At 73.4% G+C, this 17,980-nt stretch carries 13 protein-coding genes; 7 read left to right on the top strand and 6 right to left on the bottom strand.

Going from position 1 to position 17,980, the window contains the following annotated elements; genetic code table 11:
* Positions 1-2: 2 nt before the first annotated feature.
* From AB0D31_RS17110 to AB0D31_RS17080, 7 genes are all read left to right on the top strand, one after another.
* Positions 3-3,587 carry a serine protease gene (locus tag AB0D31_RS17110; RefSeq protein ID WP_362723172.1) on the top strand — a complete coding sequence of 1,195 codons (3,585 nt, stop codon included), beginning with the start codon at positions 3-5 and terminating at the stop codon, positions 3,585-3,587.
* Positions 3,588-3,631: 44 nt separating this feature from the next.
* Complete coding sequence (locus AB0D31_RS17105) at positions 3,632-4,594, top strand: bifunctional riboflavin kinase/FAD synthetase (protein WP_362723170.1); 963 nt, start codon at positions 3,632-3,634, stop codon at positions 4,592-4,594.
* Between the two features lie 58 nt (positions 4,595-4,652).
* Positions 4,653-5,150 carry a GNAT family N-acetyltransferase gene (locus AB0D31_RS17100; protein WP_362723167.1) on the top strand — a complete coding sequence of 166 codons (498 nt, stop codon included), beginning with the start codon at positions 4,653-4,655 and terminating at the stop codon, positions 5,148-5,150.
* Between the two features lie 221 nt (positions 5,151-5,371).
* A complete protein-coding gene (locus tag AB0D31_RS17095) occupies positions 5,372-5,767 on the top strand; it encodes an SAV_915 family protein (RefSeq protein WP_362723164.1) in 396 nt (131 codons plus the stop codon).
* Positions 5,764-6,066 (top strand): DUF6317 family protein, encoded by a 303-nt coding sequence (locus AB0D31_RS17090; RefSeq protein WP_362723161.1) that lies wholly within the window; start codon positions 5,764-5,766, stop codon positions 6,064-6,066. The genes AB0D31_RS17095 and AB0D31_RS17090 overlap by 4 nt, the downstream gene beginning before the upstream one ends.
* Positions 6,063-7,370, top strand: coding sequence for a WXG100 family type VII secretion target (locus AB0D31_RS17085; protein WP_362723158.1), 1,308 nt, complete (start codon positions 6,063-6,065; stop codon positions 7,368-7,370). The genes AB0D31_RS17090 and AB0D31_RS17085 overlap by 4 nt, the downstream gene beginning before the upstream one ends.
* Positions 7,348-7,863 carry a hypothetical protein gene (locus tag AB0D31_RS17080; RefSeq protein WP_362723156.1) on the top strand — a complete coding sequence of 172 codons (516 nt, stop codon included), beginning with the start codon at positions 7,348-7,350 and terminating at the stop codon, positions 7,861-7,863. The genes AB0D31_RS17085 and AB0D31_RS17080 overlap by 23 nt, the downstream gene beginning before the upstream one ends.
* Here AB0D31_RS17080 and AB0D31_RS17075 read toward each other — a convergent pair.
* From AB0D31_RS17075 to AB0D31_RS17050, 6 genes are all read right to left on the bottom strand, one after another.
* Positions 7,850-8,842, bottom strand: coding sequence for an ABC transporter ATP-binding protein (locus AB0D31_RS17075; RefSeq protein WP_362723153.1), 993 nt, complete (start codon positions 8,840-8,842; stop codon positions 7,850-7,852). The genes AB0D31_RS17080 and AB0D31_RS17075 overlap by 14 nt on opposite strands.
* A gap of 99 nt (positions 8,843-8,941) precedes the next feature.
* Entirely contained in the window at positions 8,942-9,910 is a 969-nt protein-coding gene (locus AB0D31_RS17070; protein ID WP_362723151.1) for an ABC transporter ATP-binding protein, read from the bottom strand.
* Complete coding sequence (locus AB0D31_RS17065; protein WP_362723278.1) at positions 9,907-10,815, bottom strand: ABC transporter permease; 909 nt, start codon at positions 10,813-10,815, stop codon at positions 9,907-9,909. Before AB0D31_RS17065 ends, AB0D31_RS17070 begins: the two co-directional genes overlap by 4 nt.
* 144 nt (positions 10,816-10,959) lie before the next feature.
* The gene (locus AB0D31_RS17060) at positions 10,960-12,027 is read right to left on the bottom strand and encodes an ABC transporter permease (RefSeq protein ID WP_362723148.1); all 1,068 of its coding nucleotides are present in this window, start codon (positions 12,025-12,027) and stop codon (positions 10,960-10,962) included.
* Between the two features lie 3 nt (positions 12,028-12,030).
* Positions 12,031-13,872, bottom strand: a complete 1,842-nt coding sequence (locus tag AB0D31_RS17055) for an ABC transporter substrate-binding protein (RefSeq protein ID WP_362723146.1) — start codon at positions 13,870-13,872, stop codon at positions 12,031-12,033.
* Between the two features lie 189 nt (positions 13,873-14,061).
* Positions 14,062-17,790, bottom strand: coding sequence for an SCO5717 family growth-regulating ATPase (locus AB0D31_RS17050; RefSeq protein WP_362723144.1), 3,729 nt, complete (start codon positions 17,788-17,790; stop codon positions 14,062-14,064).
* Positions 17,791-17,980 lie beyond the last annotated feature (190 nt).

The following is a 17,980-nucleotide window of genomic DNA, read 5'->3' as shown; positions in this document are numbered from 1 at the left end:
ACATGGGACGCGGGGCTGGCGGCGAGGAGGGGGAGACGCTTGTACGGATCTGCGATCTGGCGGGGCGCACCCGGGGAACAGGGTTCGTCGCCGACGACCAAGGGACCGTCGTCACCAGCCACGAGGCCGTCGACGGGCTGAGCCGCGTCGTCCTGCACGCGCCCGGCGAGCGGACCTGGCTCGCCGAGGCCGACGATCTCACCCCGCTGCCCGAGGCGGGCCTCGCCCTCGTCCGCACCGACGGGCTCGGGGTGCGGCCGCTGCCCATCTCCCCGCGCGCCGACACCGGCGCGGGCACCTATGTGCGGGTCGCCGCCCACGGCTGGCGCGAGGCACGCGTCCTCGGCACCTCCGCCGTCACCTACACCGCCACCGACCGTTTCCATCTCCTGTGCGGCGTACTGGAGTTGGCGATCGGCACCGCCGGCAGCGAGGCGATGCGGCTCGGCGGCGAAGCCAGCGGGGGCCCCGTCGTCGACCCGGTGACCGGAGCCGTCCTCGGGGTGGTGGGGACCGCGCTGCACGCGGCACACCCCGCCTCCGGCTTCGCCGTGCCGCTGCGCGCCGCGCACGGACCGCTCGCCGCACTGCTGCGGCGCAACGCCGCCACCGTCCCCGCCTACGGCCCCGATCTCAACCTGGCCGGGGCGCTCCAGCTCGCCGCCATCTCCGTGGGATCCGTGGGCGGCCCCAGCGCCTGGCAGGACCCGGTGGAACGGCCCGCCACGCTGAGCGAGTTCGCGGCGTTCTGTGCGGGCGAGGCCCTGGTGCTCGGCCTCGTCGGCGACCCCGGGACCGGCCGCACCACCCAACTCACCGCGCTCGCCGCCCGCCGGGCCCGCGGCGCCGAACCCGCGCCGACGCTGTGGCTGCGCGGCGCGGACCTGCGGGCCGACGACACCTCGGTGGCCGACGCCGTCACCCGCGCCCTGCACCAGGCGGCGCGGATCGTCGCCGCCCCCACGGCGCCCGGGCAGGGAGCGGCCACCCCCGACCGGGTGGCGCGGCTCGCCCTCGACGCCGGGCGGCCGCTGGTCGTCCTGCTCGACTCGCCGGAGGAGATGCCGCCGGTGCTCGCCCACCGGCTCGACGCCTGGACCACGGCGACCGTCGAATGGCTCGGTGCGGCCGGGGCGCGCATGGTCGTCGCCTGCCGGCCCGAACACTGGGAACAGGCCGGCGCGCACTACCCGCGGGGCGCCCTGCACGAGGCCCCGCAGCCCCGCCTGCCGGACGCCGTCCGCATCGGCGACCTCGACCACGAGGAAGCGGAGCGGGCCCGGGAGCGCTACGCCATCCCCGAGGGCGCACTCGCCGAGCGCGACGCCCGGCACCCGCTGACGCTGCGGCTGCTCGCCGAGGTGCGGGCCGCGCTCCCCGACGGCGTCGAGGGCAGGCCCGACCGTGAGGAGGTCTTCGCCGCCCACCTCGACCTGATGTGCCTGCGGATCGCGGTACGCGTCGCGGCCTCCGCCCGTCCGCCGGTGCGCGGAAACGCGGTGCGGCGCCTCGCGGCCCGGGTGGCCGGACAGGTGCACGAAGCGGCCCGGCGCTGCCTCGGCCCCGGCCAGGGCGAGCTCGACCGGGAGTCGTTCGAGGAGATCTTCCCGTGGCGTACGGGGGCGGCGTCCGCGGTGCTCACCGAGGGGCTGATCGTGCCGGCCGGCTCCGGCTACCGGTTCGCCCACGAGGAGTTCGCCGACTGGGTGCAGGCGGCCCACCTCGACCTCGACGCCGCGCTGTACGCCCTGGTGCACCGCTGGTACGACGGAAGCGACCAGGAGCCCCGGCGGAGCACCGTGCGGCTCCCCTCGCGCCCCGCCGTCAGCGCCGTCCCGCCGGGCCATGTGCCGCCCCCGCCGGGGTCCGGTCCCGCCCCCGCCGCCCGCTCCCTGCCGGTGCCCCGGCACCGCGTCGGCCCCGTACTCGAAGCCCTGCTGCTGCTCGCGAGCGAACAGGGATCCACTCAACTCGCCCTGCGACTCACGGAGTTGGTCGACGTACTCGACCGGACACCGGCGGCCGGCTTTGGGGGCGACCGTGTCGCCGACGCCCAGTGGTGGGCGGTGCGCCTGCTCACCGAAACACTGCTGCGCGTTCCCGACGTACGGCCCTACCAGGAGGTGCTGCGGCTGCTCGCGGACCGGGTCAGCCGCCGCTCGGTGGGGGAGGGAGGGCCCGCACACCTGGGCCCGCTCGGGGAGTTCGGGCCCTGGTTCTGGCTGCGGCTGGGCCTCGGCGAGGCCGACCGGTTCGACCTGCTGCGCCGTCTGGTGCCCGCCGACGGGGTGCCCGGCGCCACGCCCGGCTGGGAGCGGTACCTGGACGCCGTCGACCGCCGGCTCGCGGCGGACCCGACCACCGTACAGCCGCTGCTGTGCCGCTGGTTCACCGACGAACGGCCGCTGCCCGTGCCCGAAGGGGCGCCCGTGCGGCCCACCGTCGCCCGGGCCGCGCAGGCCCTCCTGTACACGCGCCGCACCCTCGCCGTCGACGACCTCACCGAAGCGCTCGTCGCCACCGGACACGCCTGCGCCGAGGAACTCCTCGCGCAGCTCGCCGAGGACGAACCGTCGGCGCTGTGCCGCGCCGTGGACCGCTGGGCCCACGACGAGCGGCCCGAGAGACGCGCCGCGGCCGCCGCCCACGGGCCCCGGGTCGCCCCGCGGGTGCGCACCGCGGCCGACCGCGACCTGCTGCGCTACGCCGCCCTCGCCCTCCTCGCCCGCCGCGAGGACACCCCGCTGCACGGCGCGGCACTCGACCTCCTGATCCGCGACCCCCGCACCCGCGACCGCCACCTCGACCGGGCGCTCACCCGCTACGCAGCGAACGACCCCGCACTCACCGCCGCCGCCCTGGCCGCGGCCCTCCCCACCCACCCCGAGCCCGTCCTCGCCGCCTTCCAGGCGCGACTGCGCACGGCCGGCGCCGGCACCGCCGGCCTTCTCGCGGCGCTCGCCGAGGTCGACACTCCGGCGTTGGCCCGCCGCGCCGCCGCCCTCGTCCAGGAACACGCCGAGCACCACCCCGAGGCGGCCGGGCAGATCGCGGCCTTCGTGGACCGGCGCCTGGCCTGCGGTCCCGCGGCCCGCGCGGTGCTCTTCCCGATGGTGACCAGCCTGCTGCGGGGCAGCGGCCACCCCGAGGTGCGGTGCGCGCTCGCCCCCGTCCTCGCCGCGCCCGGCGCCCGGGCCTCCCGGCCGCTGCGCGCCGAGCTGCTCGACGTGCTCCTCGCGTTCGAGCGGTACGCCGCGCGGGACCTGGCCGTCGTGGAGGCCCTGCTGCACGCTGCCGCACACGGCTCGGAGCAGCGGGCCGAGGCGCGCACCCACGACCTCGTGCACCGCACCGGGCTCCTCTTCGCCCGTACGCCCGAGGGTGCGGCGACCTTCGACAGGAGGCTCGTCGAGCTGTGCGAGGAGGTGCCCGGCTTCGCCGCGCAGGTCGCCGGATGGCTGCTCCAGGCTCCCCACGAATGGGCCCCGGTGGTCGGCCCCGGCGCCCGCCGCGCCGTGGAGTCGCTGGGCACTCCCATGCCGATGCGTTCCCGGGGCGCCGGGCATGGCAGTCTTAGACCTGCATAACGCGTAAGGGTCAACGACGTACACGGGTTCGAGGAGCGGTCACAGTGCAGCGCTGGCGTGGCTTGGAGGACATCCCCCAGGACTGGGGACGCAGCGTCGTCACCATCGGCTCCTACGACGGGGTGCACCGCGGACACCAGCTGATCATCGGGCGGGCCGTGGAGCGCGCCCGCGCCCTGGGCGTGCCGTCCGTCGTGGTCACCTTCGACCCGCACCCCAGCGAGGTCGTACGCCCCGGCAGCCACCCGCCGCTGCTCGCCCCGCACCACCGGCGTGCGGAGCTCATGGCGGACCTCGGTGTCGACGCGATTCTCATCCTCCCCTTCACCAGTGAGTTCTCGAAGCTCTCCGCCGCCGACTTCGTGGTGAAGGTGCTCGTCGACAAGTTGCACGCCAAACTCGTCGTGGAGGGCCCCAACTTCCGCTTCGGCCACAAGGCCGCGGGCAACGTCGAGGTCCTCGCCGAACTCGGCCGCGGCCACGACTACGAGGTCGAGGTCATCGATCTGCGGGTGCGCGGCGAGGCCGGCGGCGGCGAGCCGTTCTCCTCCACCCTGACCCGCCGTCTGGTCACCGAGGGCGACATCGAGGGCGCCGCCGAGATCCTCGGCCGCCCGCACCGCGTCGAGGGCGTCGTCGTACGCGGTGCCCAGCGCGGCCGCGAACTCGGCTACCCCACGGCCAATGTCGAGACCCTGCCGCACACCGCGATCCCCGCCGACGGCGTCTACGCGGGCTGGCTCACTGCGGACAACGAGCGGATGCCCGCCGCGATCTCGGTCGGCACCAACCCCCAGTTCGACGGCACCGAGCGCACGGTGGAGGCGTACGCCATCGACCGCGTCGGCCTCGACCTGTACGGCCTGCACGTCGCCGTCGACTTCCTCGCCTATGTGCGCGGCATGGCCAAGTTCGACTCCATCGAGGACCTCCTCGAAGCGATCGGCAACGACGTGAAGCGGTCCACGGAACTGATCGAGGCGTACGAGGCCGAGCGCGGCCAGTAGGAGCGGCCAGTAGTAATCGACTTGCGGCCCGCCCCGGCGGGAGGGCAGGGTCTGGATCATGCTTGAACTCCGCACTGTGAAACAGGACGACTGGCCTTGTTGGCGAGAGGTGCGACTGGCCGCGCTGGCTGAAGCGCCCTACGCGTTCGGATCGACGCTGGCCCAGTGGCAGGGCTCCGGCGACCGAGAGGAACGCTGGCGGGCCCGGCTGTCGATTCCTGGCGCGCACGATCTCATCGCGCTTCTCGACGGCCTTCCGGTGGGCATAACCAGCGGGGTGCCGGGCGAGGGAGCGGAGGCTGTGGAGTTGATCTCGATGTGGGTCGACCCCACGGCCCGGGGCAAAGGCGTGGGTGACCACCTGATCCAGGCGGTCGAGCGATGGGCGGTGGAGCGCGGTGCCACGACGCTGCGGTTGTCCGTCATGCCGGACAACCACAAGGCGACCGCGCTGTATGAGCGGCACGGTTTCACGGACACGGGTGAGCCCGGCGATCTGCTGCCCGATGGGGTGGGCAGGGAGCGGGTCATGGCGAAGAGCCTGGCCGCTGTCTGATCTCCCCATTCAGCCCCGGTCAACGGGCGGGTCCTGACCGGCTGCGGCGTCGCCCGGCGGAGCCAACCGGTCAAGTCCCGGTCAATCACTGATCCGAAACCGTCCAAGTCCTGGCATCCCTTCTGCATAGGCGCCAGGTTTGGGCGGTTTCTGGCGTAGGGGGCTCAGAACCCGCGCGTAGGTTGAACCGCGATTCAACCCACCTCACAAGGGGGAACAGCGTGGGCGACCAGCCCGTTTCCCGCCTCCTCGCCCTGATCGGCGACGCGCCGGCGCAGAGCGCACAGCAAGGCGTACCGCCGTACCACACCCCGGTGTTCGTCCCGGCCCATCCGCGCTACCCCGGCGGCGGAGCCGCGCCCTGCGTGGACTACGAACTCCTGGCAGGCTCCTCGGGCCCGCCCGTCCCGGTCGCCTTCACCAGCCTGCGTGGCCTCGTCGAAGCCCTCGGCCCGGCTCAGCCCTGGGTCGCCGTCCCGCTCGGCCCGTTCACCGAGGCGATGCGTCAGGCCAAGCTCCCCAAGGTGCGACTCGACCCGGCGGTCGGCGCCGGCGGCCGCAGATGGCGCGTCGAGGACCTGGAGCGGGCGTACGGCGGCGAGGAGACCCGGGCATGAGTGTCGACCTGAAGCTGGTCCTCGCGGACCTGAACGCGATGGCGGGCACCTTCCACAAGGCGGCCCAGGACTATCGCACGATGCACCAGAACGTGACCCCGGCGGTCGCCGGTTCCGGTGACGCCGGCTGCGACGCGGCGATCAAGTCGATGGCCGACCTCATCGCCGGCCTGCACGAAAAGCTGTCGGACCGCCTCGACGACCGCAGCGACAAACTGCGGTACGCGCACGACTCGATGCAGCGCCACGACATCGACGTGCACGGCCTGTTCGACGACCTGATGAAGGACCGCACATGACGGACAGCTGGGTCGGCGGCGACATCGGTGCGCTGCGCACCATGGGGGAGGCCTACAAGAAGGCAAAGACCGATCTGGAATCCATCGTGAAGCCGCTGGGCGGGAGTGTCGAAGAGCTCGCGAAGGACACCGCGTGGCAGGGCGAGGCGGCCGAGTCGTTCCGCGCCAAGTGGACCGAGGACGCCATGACGGCGGGCGGTTTCGCCGAACTGGTCCAGGCGACCGGCGAGATCCTCACCGACCTCGCGGACCACCTCGGCACGGCGGAGGCCGCTTTGCAGAACGCGGAGGACGTCGCGGTGCGGGCCGGAGCGCCGATCCAACCCATGGGCGTGCCGGGCCAGTTGATGACCAGCACGCACCCGGACGCGGGCGAGCAGAAGGCGATCAAGGCCCTCACCGACTACGGGACCGTACGCGACGAAATCCTGCACACCGCCCAGCAGGCCCGCCTGGACGCGGCGGAGGCGCTGCAGAAGCTGTACGCGGAAGACACCGCGGCGGTCTCACCCGGTGACAAGGTCACCATCGCGGACTATCTGCGGGGGCTTTACGCCTATGACTCGGAGCGGACGCGGAAGGCGGGCCTTGACGCGACCAAGCTGCTGGACGACGCCAAGAAGGAAGCCGACGACGCCAAGAAGGATCTGCGCGCCGAACGCAAGGCGTGGCAGAGGCAGGGCAAGGCCCTCCCGGACGACGCCGGGGCCCGCGTCGCGTACAAGGACGCGTTGAGCAAGCTCGACAGTCTGGAGACGGACATCGCCCGTGGCGAGCACGGCAGTTCGAAGCTGCCCTACGACCACGCCCTGAACACCAAGATCGCGGACGTGGCCGAGACGCTGCGGGTGGGCAGGAGCCTGGAGAGCGTTCCGGAGTTCCTGAGAGAGATCCCGGTGGTGGACGTCGCGGCGGCAAGCGTCTGCGGGCTCCTCGAAGCCAAGGACGACCATGACAAGGGGTGGTCGTGGACGCACTCCGTGGTGGTCGACGGAGGGGCGGCTCTGGGTGGGCTCGGCGCCGGAGCTGCTGTGATGGCTCTCGTGGCGACCTCGGAGGTCACGGTGCCGGTCGCTCTGGTCGCGGGGGTGGGTGGTTTCGTCGTCATCGGTGTGACCGATCTGGCCGACGAGGCATTCCACGAGCACTGGAGCGAGGACATTCACGACCACGGAGTGGTCGGCGGGGTCTGGCAGGGCACGAAGAACGTCGGCTCCAACACCTGGGGCGACCTCAAGCGGCTCGGCAGCGACGTGGGTGACGGAGCAAAGAAGGCGTGGCATGGCTTCACGAGCCTCCTCTGACAGCGCGGCCCCCGCGAAAATCCCCCTCCTGGGCACCTCCTGGTATCGGCGCGGCGTGGGCTACTGGTTCCGCCGCGTCGCGGCGGTGGGGCTGCAGATCGTCCTGGCCAGCCTGTTCGGGCTGATCCCAGTGGCGATGTGGCGGGGCGTCGAATCGGGGTTGCCGACCGGCTGGCACCGGGCGGTCAACATCGCCATGGGCGTGCTGGGCCTGGTCTTTCTGGTCCGGGGCTGGATCACGGGCCAGCGCATCGTCCGGGCGAAACTCGCCGACCCGCCCACCCCGGAGCGGGCCTGGGTCCTGCGGCGTCAGAGGCGGTCGGGGCGGGGCAGCGCGAACCCGGACTTTGGCAGGCGCGGCGGGCGGCTGTTGTTCTTCGCCCCCCTCTTCCCGCCGTGCGTGGCCTGGTGGATCGGCATGCTCTGCGGGGTCAGCTGGGTGCGCGAACTCCCCTCCGAAGTCGGCGCCCGCAACGCCCTCAACCGGCCCTGACCGCCCCCGCCCAATGGCACGCCACCTGGGCCGCCGTGCCGCCCGCCAGGACCGGGAGGTCCTCCGTGCGGCAGCGTTCCGCCACGCCCTTGCGGTCGGCCTCGCCCGAGGCCAGGACCGGGCAGCGGGCATGGAAGCGGCAGCCGTCGGGGACGCGGGACGGGTCGGGAGCCTCGCCGGTGAGGACCACCGGGTCGCCCGGGGATTCCGGCAGCACCGACAACAAGGCTTGTGTATAAGGGTGTTGAGGGCGCGTCAGGACGTGCTCGACCGGGCCTGTCTCCACGATGCGGCCCAGGTACATCACCGCCACCCGGTCCGCGATGTTCCAGGCCAGGCCGAGATCGTGGGTCACCACCAGTGCGGAGAGGCCCAGCTCGTCCCGCAGGCGCAGCAGCAGGGCCAGGATCTCGCCGCGTACCGACGCGTCGAGCGAGGCCACCGGCTCGTCCGCGACGATCAGTTCGGGCTTCAGGACGAGCGCGCCCGCGACTACCACCCGCTGGCGCTGACCCCCCGACAGCTCGTGCGGGTAGCGCAGGAAGAACCGCTCGGGTGGGCGCAGACCCGCCCGTGACAGCGCCTCGGCCACCAACTCCCGCTCGTCGCGCGGGGATCCGTGGATACGCAGGCCCTCGGCGACCGCGTCGTACACCGTGTGCCGGGGGTTGAGCGACCCGCTCGGGTCCTGGAGGACCAGCTGGACCCGTCTGCGGTACGCCTTGAGGGCGCGCGGATGGTGGTCCAGCGGGGCGCCGTCGAAGCTGACGCCGCCTGCCGTCGGGGCGACCAGGCCGAGCAGGGTGCGCGCGAGCGTCGTCTTGCCGCACCCCGACTCGCCGACCAGGGCGACGATCTCGCCCGCGCCGACGGTGAGTTCGACGCCGTCGACCGCCCGGGCCGGCGCGGCGCCACGCCGCCCGGGGAAGGTGACGTGCAGTCCCGCGGCGCTGAGGAGCGGGGCGGGCACGGTGGTCATACGGTGCTCCTCGGCGTCACAGGGTGCCCCTCGGCGTCATGCGGTGCTCCTTGGATGTCACATGCGGTGCTTCTCGCCGTCATACGGTGCTTCTCGGCGTCATGCGGTGCTCCCCGGCCAGGGCCCGGCGTGGACACAGGCCGCCCGGTGGTCCGGGCCCGCGGCGCGCAGTTCCTGGTCGGCCACGGCGCAGGCGTCGGTCGAGACCGGGCAGCGCGGGTGGAAGGTGCACCCCGGAGGGAGTGCGGACGGGTCGGGCGGATCGCCGGGAAGGCCGCGGGGCGCGCGGCGCGACGCGGGGTCGCCGATGCGCGGGAAGGCCGCGGACAGGGCCCGGCCGTAGGGGTGCCGGGCCGCTCGGTAGACCGCCCGCGCCGGACCCTCCTCGACTACGCGCCCCGCGTACATCACCGCGAGCCGGTCGCAGGTGTCGGCGAGGACGGCCAGATCGTGGCTGATCATGAGCAGGCTGATGCCCTGCTCGGCCACGAGCCGCTCGATCAGCCGCAGGATCTGCGCCTGGATCATCACGTCGAGCGCCGTCGTCGGCTCGTCCGCGACGATCAGGTCGGGGGCGCACGCAAGGGCCATCGCGATCATCACGCGCTGGCGCTGGCCGCCGGACAGTTCGTGCGGATGGGCGCTTGCGCGGGCGGCCGGCAGGCCCACCTGTTCGAGCAGCCCGGTGACCCCCTCGCGGGCCCCGGCCGGCGACGCGAGACCGTGCAGCACGATCGGCTCGGCGATCTGGTCGCCCACGCGGTGCACCGCGTTGAGCGAGTGCATCGCCCCCTGGAAGACGATGGACGCGCCCGCCCAGCGAACCGCCCGCAGCCGCCCCCACCGCATGGAAAGGACGTCCTCGCCGTCGAGAAGCACCGAGCCCGTCACCCTCGCCGACGAGGGAAGCAGCCGCAGCACCGCCATCGCGAGCGTCGACTTCCCGCACCCCGACTCGCCCGCGATGCCGAGCTTGCGGCCGGGCCCGATCGTCAGGTCGACCCCGCGCACCGCCGCCGCACCGTCGGCGTACGTGACGTGCAGGTCCTTGATCTCCAGCAGGCTCATCGCACCCCCGGCTTCGGGTTGAGGACCGCTTCGACGGCCCGGCCGCACAGCGTGAACGCCAGCGCCACCAGGGCGATCGCGATGCCGGGCGGCGCCAGGTACCACCAGTGGCCGGAGGAGACCGCGCCCGCCTCACGGGCGTCCTGGAGCATCCCGCCCCACGACACCACCGTCGGATCGCCCAGCCCCAGGAAGGCGAGGGTCGCCTCGGTGAGGATGGCGTTGGAGATGCCGAGTGTGGTCTGCGCGAGGACCAGCGGCATCACGTTCGGCAGCACATGACGGCTCATGACGTGACGGTGGCCGCCGCCGAGCGCGCGGGCCCGTTCGATGTACGGGCGCGACTCGACGGCGATGGTCTGCGCCCGTACCAGCCGGGCCGTCGTCGGCCACGACGTCACACCGATCGCCAGGACCACCGTCCACACGCTGTGCGACAGAACGGTGGCGAGCACAATTGCGAGCACCAGCGTCGGCATCACGAGGAACCAGTCGGTGATCCGCATCAGGACCGTCGACGGCCAGCCGCCGTAGTGGCCGGCGACCACCCCGGCCAGGGTGCCGATCGCCACGCTGAGAGCGGCCGCGAGCAGCCCCACCGCGAGCGAGACCCGGGCGCCCCAGACCAGCAGGCCGAGCAGCGAGCGCCCGAACTGGTCGGTGCCGAGCGGGAATTGACCGCTCGGCGACTCCAGGGCGCCGCCGGGCGCGGTGGTCACGCTCTGGATGTCGTCGCCGACGGTCAGCGGCGCCGTGAGTGCGACCAGGACGATGACGGTGAGGCCCGCCAGGCCGTACAGGCCGGCCCGGTGCGTACGGTAGGCGCGCCAGAAACGGGCCACGGAGTCGCGGCGGCGCGCCCAGGCGAGGGAGCCCGCCGTGCCGGGGGCGGCGCTCGCGGTCACCGGGCCACCCCCGGCCCGGGCGGCGGCGCGGACGAGGCCGACGTCATGAGCCCACGCTTGCAGCACGTCATGAGCCCACCCTTGCAGCACACGTCAAGAGCCCACCCTCGCATCGGTCGTCATCGGCTCCCCTCGCATCGGTCGTCATCGGCCCACCCTTGGGTCGAGCAGCGGGTAGATCAGGTCGGCCAGCAGGTTCATCACGATCATCGCGCCCGCGAACACCATGAACAGGCCCTGCACCAGAGGCAGATCGGGAACGCTCAGGGCCTGGTAGAAGAGGCTGCCGAGCCCCGGCCAGGAGAACACCGTCTCCACCAGGATCGAACCGGCCGCCACATGGCCCAGGTTGATGAAGAGCATGGTGACCGTGGGCAGCAGCGCGTTGGGCACTGCGTGGTGGCGGCGCACCGCGTCGTCGCGCAGGCCCTTCGCGCGGGCCGTCGTCAGGTAGTCGCCGCCCATCTCGTCCAGGAGCGAGGACCGCATGACCAGCAGAGTCTGCGCGTACTGCACCGCCACCAGCGTGACCACCGGAAGCACCAGGTGATGGGCGACGTCCAGGACGTGGGCGAGGCCGCTCGTGTCGCCGGACTCCATGCCCCCGGTCGGGAACAGGCCGGGGACGGGGCCCGCGCCCACCGAGAACGTGATGATGAGGAGCAGCCCGAGCCAGAACGACGGCACCGACCACAGCGTCAGCGCGAGCCCCGTGTGGAACCGGTCCCCGAGCCCGCCGCTGCGCCAGGCCGAGCGGGTGCCGAGCCAGATGCCGAGCGCCGAGTACAGGACGACGGCCGTCCCCGTCAGAAGCAGAGTCGCCGGCAGTTTCTCGGCGATGAGCGAGCCGACCGGGGCGTGGAACTGGTACGAGGTGCCCAGATCGCCCACGAGCGCCCGGCCGCAGTACTCCGTGAACTGCCGCCACAGCGGCAGATCGAGCCCGAACTGGCTTCGCAACGCGGCCAGTTGCTCCGCGGACACCTGTCGCCCATGGGTCATGGTGCGGACCGGGTCGCCGGGCACGATGCGGAACAGGAAGAAACTCGTCACGAGGACGGCGAACAGCGAGATCACCGCCCCGGCCAGCTTGCCGCCCACATACCGCAGATACCCGAGCAGCGGGCCCGCCGCCGCGAAGCGGCGACCCCGTGGGCCCGTGCGCGCCTCGACGACCGCGGCGGGTGTCTCGGCCGAACCCGCGGTCGTCATCGGCTACTCACGGTCGTCGGCGCCGGCCCGGCGGCGCAGCAGCAGGAACGAGCCGATCCCGGCCAGGACGACGGCGCCCGCGACGATGCCGAGGACGAGCCCCGCCGAAGCCCCGCCGTGCCGCTCGGCGCCCGCGGCCGGCCCGGGCACCGCCGACCACCAGCTCCAGTAGCCGTCCTGACCGTAGAGGTTGCCCGCGGCCTCGGGCATCGTCGTGATCGACGCGATCTGGTCGGTGCGGTACGCCTCGACCGCGTTGGGGTACGCCATGACGTTGATGTACCCGGTGTCGTACAGCCGTGACTCCATCCGTTTGACCAGGTCCGCCCGCTTGGCGGTGTCGTACTCCGCCAACTGCTCCGCATACAGCTCGTCGAACCGCCGGTCGCAGACGAAGTCGTCCGTACGGCCGCTCACCTTCGGGTTGGCGGGCAGTGCGGCGCAGGTGTGGATGGACAGCACATAGTCCGGGTCGGGGCTCACCGAGTAGCCGTCGAGGGCCAAGTCGTACTCGCCGGCCGCCCAGGGGTCGGTGACGTTGTCGACGCAGTCGACCGTCAGGCCGACACCGAGCTTGCCCCACCACTCCTGGAGGTACTTGCCGATGGCCTTGTCGTTGGGGTCGACGGCGTGACAGAGCAACCGCAGAGCGAGCGGCTTGCCGTCCTCGCCGGTCCGCCGCCCGTCGGCGCCCTCGCGGTACCCCGCCTCATCGAGCAGCGCGGCCGCCTTCGCCGGATCGTAGGACGTCTTCTGGGCGGCGGACGGTGTCCAGAAGTAGTCGGCGAACCGGGGCGGGATGTAGCCCTGGCCCTCGACGGCGTGCCCCTGGAACACCTTGTCGACGAGCATCCTCCGGTCCACGGCCGCGAACAGCGCCCTGCGCACCCGCACATCGAGCAGCGCCGGGTTGCCGTCGCCGAACCGCTGCCCGTCCCCGGACCGCGCACCGGGATTGGTGGCGAGCGCGAGGAAGCGCCGGCCGGGCGCGTCATTGACCTTGATGTGCGGCGCCGACTTCAGTGAACTCGCTTGCGCGGGCGTCAAGTTGGAGACGAAGGACACCTCGCCCTTGCGGAGCGCCGCGACCGCTGCGTCATTGTCCTTGTAGTACTTGAAGACCAGCTCGTCGAACTTGGGCGCGCCCCGCCAGAAGCTCTTGTCCGGCCTCAGCTTGATGTACCGGTCGACCTTGTAGTCGCTCAGCACGAACGGCCCCGCCCCGACGACGGGGAAGTGCCGGTCGTTGTTGTACGTGGTGAAGTCGCGGACCTTGTTCCACATGTGCTCGGGCACGATCGGCACGTCGAGCGCCGTCATCGTCGCCTGAGGCCGCTTGAGTGCGATGACGAGTGTCGCCGGGCCGGGCGCGGTGACCTTGTCGAAGTTGGCGACGAAGCTGCCGGCGGCGGTCGCCGCGCCCTTGTCGCTCATCATCTTGTTGAAGGTCCAGGCCGCGTCCCGAGCGGTGACCGGCCGGCCGTCCGACCACCGCCAGTTCCCCCGAATGGTGTACGTCCAGGTGAGTTTGGACGGCGAGACCTGCCACGCGGTGGCGAGCCCCGCGATCGCGTGACCGTCCTTCGGGTCGTAGTCCGTGAGGTACGGGTACATCAGGCGGTGCACGCTGGTGCTGATCACCCGCTGGGCGAGAAAGGGACTCAGCGAGTCGACGCTCTGCGAGACGGCGACCGTGAGCACCTTCCGCCCGCCCTTGGCGTCGTCGGCCGCCGAGCCCTGGGCGGGGAGGAGGACCGCCGCGGTGAGCGCGAGGGCGGCCGCGGCGGTGGCGGCGCGGGGCCGCGACGGGCGGAGAGTCCCGCGCGTCAGGAGTGTTCGTGCCATGGACGGTGACCTCGCGTCATCCGGAGGTGGCGGCGGGCGTGGGCGAAGGTCTACCAGCGTGGTCTAGACGTGTCAACGATGCGTGGCGGGCCATGGGCAGGCCATTTGGTCTGCGGAAACACCGAAGGGCCCACACCGTTCGAACGGTGTGGGCCCCCATTGGTCCATTGGGTTCAACCCTGCGGCGCCCTACTGCTGCGGCGCTGACGGCGGCTGCGGGGCGTGGCCCCCGCCGTCCTGCCCCGGCCAACCCGGCGGAGGCACGGACCCCTGCGACTCGGGTTCGCCGGGGGCGCCTTCACCCGCGGGCGGCTGCGGCTGCTGCCATCCGGGGGGCGGCAGCGGGGCGCCGGGGTAGGGCTGGCCGGGCTGCCCGGGCTGGGCCGCATACGGCTGTCCGGGGTAGGGCTGCCCGGGTGCGCCGGGTGCGCCGGGTGCGCCGGGTGTGCCCGGCATCGGCTGGTGCGCGCCGGGCCCGCCCGGCTGCGGCCCGCTCGGCTGGAACTGCCCCTGGTGGGGGAACGGCTGACCGGGCTGCGGCTGCGGCTGGCTGGGGAACGGCTGCCCCGGGGCGGGCTGTCCGGGCCGCGCCCCGTACGGCTGGCCCGGCTGGGGCCCGCCCTGGTTCGGGAACGGCTGGCCCGGCTGCGGCTGAGCCTGGTGGGGGAACGGCCGGCCCGGCGCCGGTTGCCCCTGCGCGGGGTAGGGCTGCGGCTGTGCCTGCGGCTGACCGGGGTACGGCTGGCCCGGCTGCGGCTGGCCCGGGTACGGCTGCGCCTGGTCCGGATAGGGCTGGCCCGGGGCGCCCTGACCGCCTGGCATGGGCGGCGCGACGCGCGGGGGCTGGTTGTTGCCGTCGCCCGTCCACAGCCCCTGCTGCTGCTGGGCCCGTACGAAGTCCTCCGCCACCAGCGCCGAGAGGTTGAAGTACGCCTCCCGGGTCTTGGGCCGCATCATGTCGAGGTCCACCTCGGCGCCGGCCGCGAGGTGCTCGTCGAACGGCACCACGACCACACCGCGGCAGCGCGTCTGGAAGTGCTGCACGATGTCGTCCACCTTGATCATCTTGCCGGTCTCGCGGACCCCGGAGATGACGGTGAGCGAACGCTGCACGAGGTCGGCGTAGCCGTGCGCCGAGAGCCAGTCCAGCGTGGTGGAGGCGCTGGACGCACCGTCCACGGACGGCGTCGAGATGATGATCAACTGGTCGGCGAGGTCGAGAACGCCACGCATGGCGGAGTAGAGCAGACCCGTACCCGAGTCGGTGAGAATGATCGGATACTGCTTGCCCAGGACGTCTATCGCACGCCGGTAGTCCTCGTCGTTGAACGTCGTGGACACCGCCGGGTCCACGTCGTTGGCGATGATCTCCAGGCCGGAGGGCGCCTGCGAGGTGAAGCGGCGGATGTCCATGTACGAGTTGAGGTACGGGATCGCCTGGACGAGGTCGCGGATGGTGGCCCCGGTCTCGCGGCGCACCCGGCGGCCGAGCGTGCCGGCGTCCGGGTTGGCGTCGATCGCCAGGATCTTGTCCTGCCGCTCGGTGGCCAGCGTCGCGCCGAGCGCCGTCGTCGTGGTCGTCTTGCCGACGCCGCCCTTGAGGGAGATCACCGCGATCCGGTAGCAGGAGAGCACCGGCGTGCGGATGAGGTTGAGCTTCTGCTGCCGCTCGGCCTCCTCCTTCTTGGCACCGAACTTGAAGCGCGAAGCACCGGCGGCCGGACCGCGGCTGCTCTTCGGCTTCGGCTTGTTGTTGCGCAGCAGCCGGTCCGAGGAGAGCTCGACGGCCGCCGTGTATCCGAGCGGGGCGCCGGGCATGGACCGCTCACGCTGGTCGTGCGTCACCGGCGACGGCCATGCGGCCCCGGCCCGGGGATCGACGGGCTGGGGCTGCTGGGCCTGCTGCGGTACGCCCTCGCCCTGGGCGCCCTGAGCCTGCTGCGGGAAGCCGTAACCGCCTTGCTGAGCAGGGGAGTCGGGTGTGCCGGCCGGTGCGGGGAACCGGGGGTCGGCCGAGGGGCCGGGCCCGGGAGCGGCTCCCTGGTGCGGGAAGCCGTAGCCACCCTGCTGGGCCGGCGCGTCGGGGGCTCCTCCTTGCCGGGGGAAGCCGTAGCCGCCCTGAGGAGCAGCCGGGGCGGGCCCGGCGGGCGGGGTGGCCGGCGGGGCGGCATTCGGGTGCGGGAAGCCGTAACCGCCTTGCGCCGCTTGGGAGTTGGGGTCGCCCGGCGGGTACGCGTTCTGCTGCGGGAAGCCGTATCCGTTCGGCTGCTGCTGCGGCCACGCCGGTGCCGGGGCCCCCTGATCCGGGACGGCGCCCGAGGGGGCGGGCTGCGGCTGCGCCTGACCCGGCCACTGCGGCGCCGGGGTGGGCGCGGCGGGCTGGAACGCGGGCGGCAGCGGCGGAAGTCCGGGCTGCGCCTGAGGACTCGCTGCCCACGGCTGGCCGGCCGGGGCGGGCGGCGCGTCCTGAGGCTCCGGCGCGGCGGCGCCCCCCGGCACGGCGTCGGCGACGGGCACGGCGTCCGCGATCGGCTGGGCGTCGGACAGGGGCACGGCGTCGGCGATGGGTGCCGCGTCCTGCGGAGCGGGCACGGCGTCGTGCGGAACGGGCGCAGCGCCCGTGAGAGGAGCCGGGCCGGCCGGGGCGGCGTCCGTGGTCCCGGCGTCAGGAGCCGGGCCGTCGGCGGTATCGGCGGGGGCATCGGCGGACGCGGCGTCCGTGGCGAAACCGGAGGGGGCGCCGCCGGTCGCGGCGGCGGGAGCGGGCGCGCTGTCGGTCGGCGCGGCGTCCTGGCCGGGGCCGGACTCCCGCCCGCCGGCCGGTGCCTCGGCTTCGGCCGCCTCGGGAGCCAGGGGCGTCCCGGGTGCCTCACCGGCGTCGGTCGACACGGCGGACGTACCGTCGAGGCGTCCGGCGAAGGCGTCGTCGGATGCGTCGTCGGACGCGTCGGACGCGTCGGACGCGTCGGAGGCGGCATCGGGACCGGTCGACTCCGCCGGCTTCCCGGAGTCCGCCGAGCCGGCCGAGCCCGCCGAGCCCGCCGAGCCCGCCGAGCCCGCGGTGTCGGCTGTGTAAGCCGAGCCCGTCGTGTCGGCCGTGTCTGCAGTGTCGGCCTGGGCTGTGGTGTCCGTCGTGTCCGTGGCGCGCGGCTCGTTCGCGGGGGGCGCCGTGGTCGAGGGCGCGGCCGCGTCGGGCGCCCAGGCGTACTGCTCACCCGGGTGCTCTCCCGCCACCGCATGGTCCGCCGTGTTGCCGGAGTCGGCCGCCGAGGTCGGGCCCTGCGGCGAAGGGGACTCGGGCGCGGGGCGGCTGGGAACCACTGCTGACGGGCCGTCAGTGTGGGACGCGGGGGCGGATTCGCCCCGCGCCGCCGCGGCGGCCGCTTCGAGCTGCTCGAACTCCCGCTTCAGGGCGGAGGGGGAGAAGCGCATCGTGGCGCCGCTCTCGATGTCGCCGCCGCCGAAGGCCTGGCCCTCGTCCACGGGACGGTGGGCGTCGGGGGAGGGCACGGACGTGGGTGCCGGCGCGGGCGCGGACGTGCGCGCCGGGTGGACCGGCCCCGGCTGCACCGGCCCGGGGAAGGCGGGCGGCGGCGGGGTGGCCGACGCCATGGGCGCAGGGCCCGGCGGCGGCGCCGGGCTCCAGCTCGGCTGGAAACCGCCGGACTGCGGAAGCCCGGGCACGTCCAAAGGCGCACCGGCGGGCGGCGGCAGCGGGGCCCCCGGGGCGCCGGCCCGCTCATCGGGACCCGCGGCCGGAGCCGGGGACGGGGTGTCCTGCGCGCCCTGGGTGTACCAGGCGGGCGGGGTGTAGTCGATGTCGATGGTGAACTCACCCGTGGTCTCGGGATCGGCGTCGGACCGATTCTCGTCGCGCGCGTTCCCGCCGGTGCGGAACTGGTCCTGGTCGCTGTTCACCGGTTTCCTTTCGTTCGCCTGTGACCGGGTGGAGGTCGTGAGGTCCCATGGGCTGGTACGGGCGGAGGGTGGTGCCACGCCCGTGCGATGCGCCCGTGCGATCGGCGCGGAATCGTACGCGGTCGTCCGCACCGCCCACCGCGAGCGCCGCGACATCCTCGGACGTACGGAACCGTTCGGAACCGTACGG

Origin of the sequence: Streptomyces sp. NPDC048361, assembly GCF_040651795.1 — a bacterium.
Taxonomy (GTDB): domain Bacteria; phylum Actinomycetota; class Actinomycetes; order Streptomycetales; family Streptomycetaceae; genus Streptomyces.
This window is presented reverse-complemented; position numbering and strand designations above follow the sequence as displayed.

Bases quoted from the DNA above. Each gene is read 5' to 3' on its own strand.
- AB0D31_RS17110 (WP_362723172.1), top strand. From the start codon at position 3: ATGGGACGCGGGGCTGGCGGCGAGGAGGGGGAGACGCTTGTACGGATC.
- AB0D31_RS17100 (WP_362723167.1), top strand. From the start codon at position 4,653: ATGCTTGAACTCCGCACTGTGAAACAGGACGACTGGCCTTGTTGGCGA.
- AB0D31_RS17090 (WP_362723161.1), top strand. From the start codon at position 5,764: ATGAGTGTCGACCTGAAGCTGGTCCTCGCGGACCTGAACGCGATGGCG.
- AB0D31_RS17085 (WP_362723158.1), top strand. From the start codon at position 6,063: ATGACGGACAGCTGGGTCGGCGGCGACATCGGTGCGCTGCGCACCATG.
- AB0D31_RS17080 (WP_362723156.1), top strand. From the start codon at position 7,348: ATGGCTTCACGAGCCTCCTCTGACAGCGCGGCCCCCGCGAAAATCCCC.
- AB0D31_RS17075 (WP_362723153.1), bottom strand. From the start codon at position 8,842: ATGACCACCGTGCCCGCCCCGCTCCTCAGCGCCGCGGGACTGCACGTC.
- AB0D31_RS17070 (WP_362723151.1), bottom strand. From the start codon at position 9,910: ATGAGCCTGCTGGAGATCAAGGACCTGCACGTCACGTACGCCGACGGT.
- AB0D31_RS17060 (WP_362723148.1), bottom strand. From the start codon at position 12,027: ATGACGACCGCGGGTTCGGCCGAGACACCCGCCGCGGTCGTCGAGGCG.
- AB0D31_RS17055 (WP_362723146.1), bottom strand. From the start codon at position 13,872: ATGGCACGAACACTCCTGACGCGCGGGACTCTCCGCCCGTCGCGGCCC.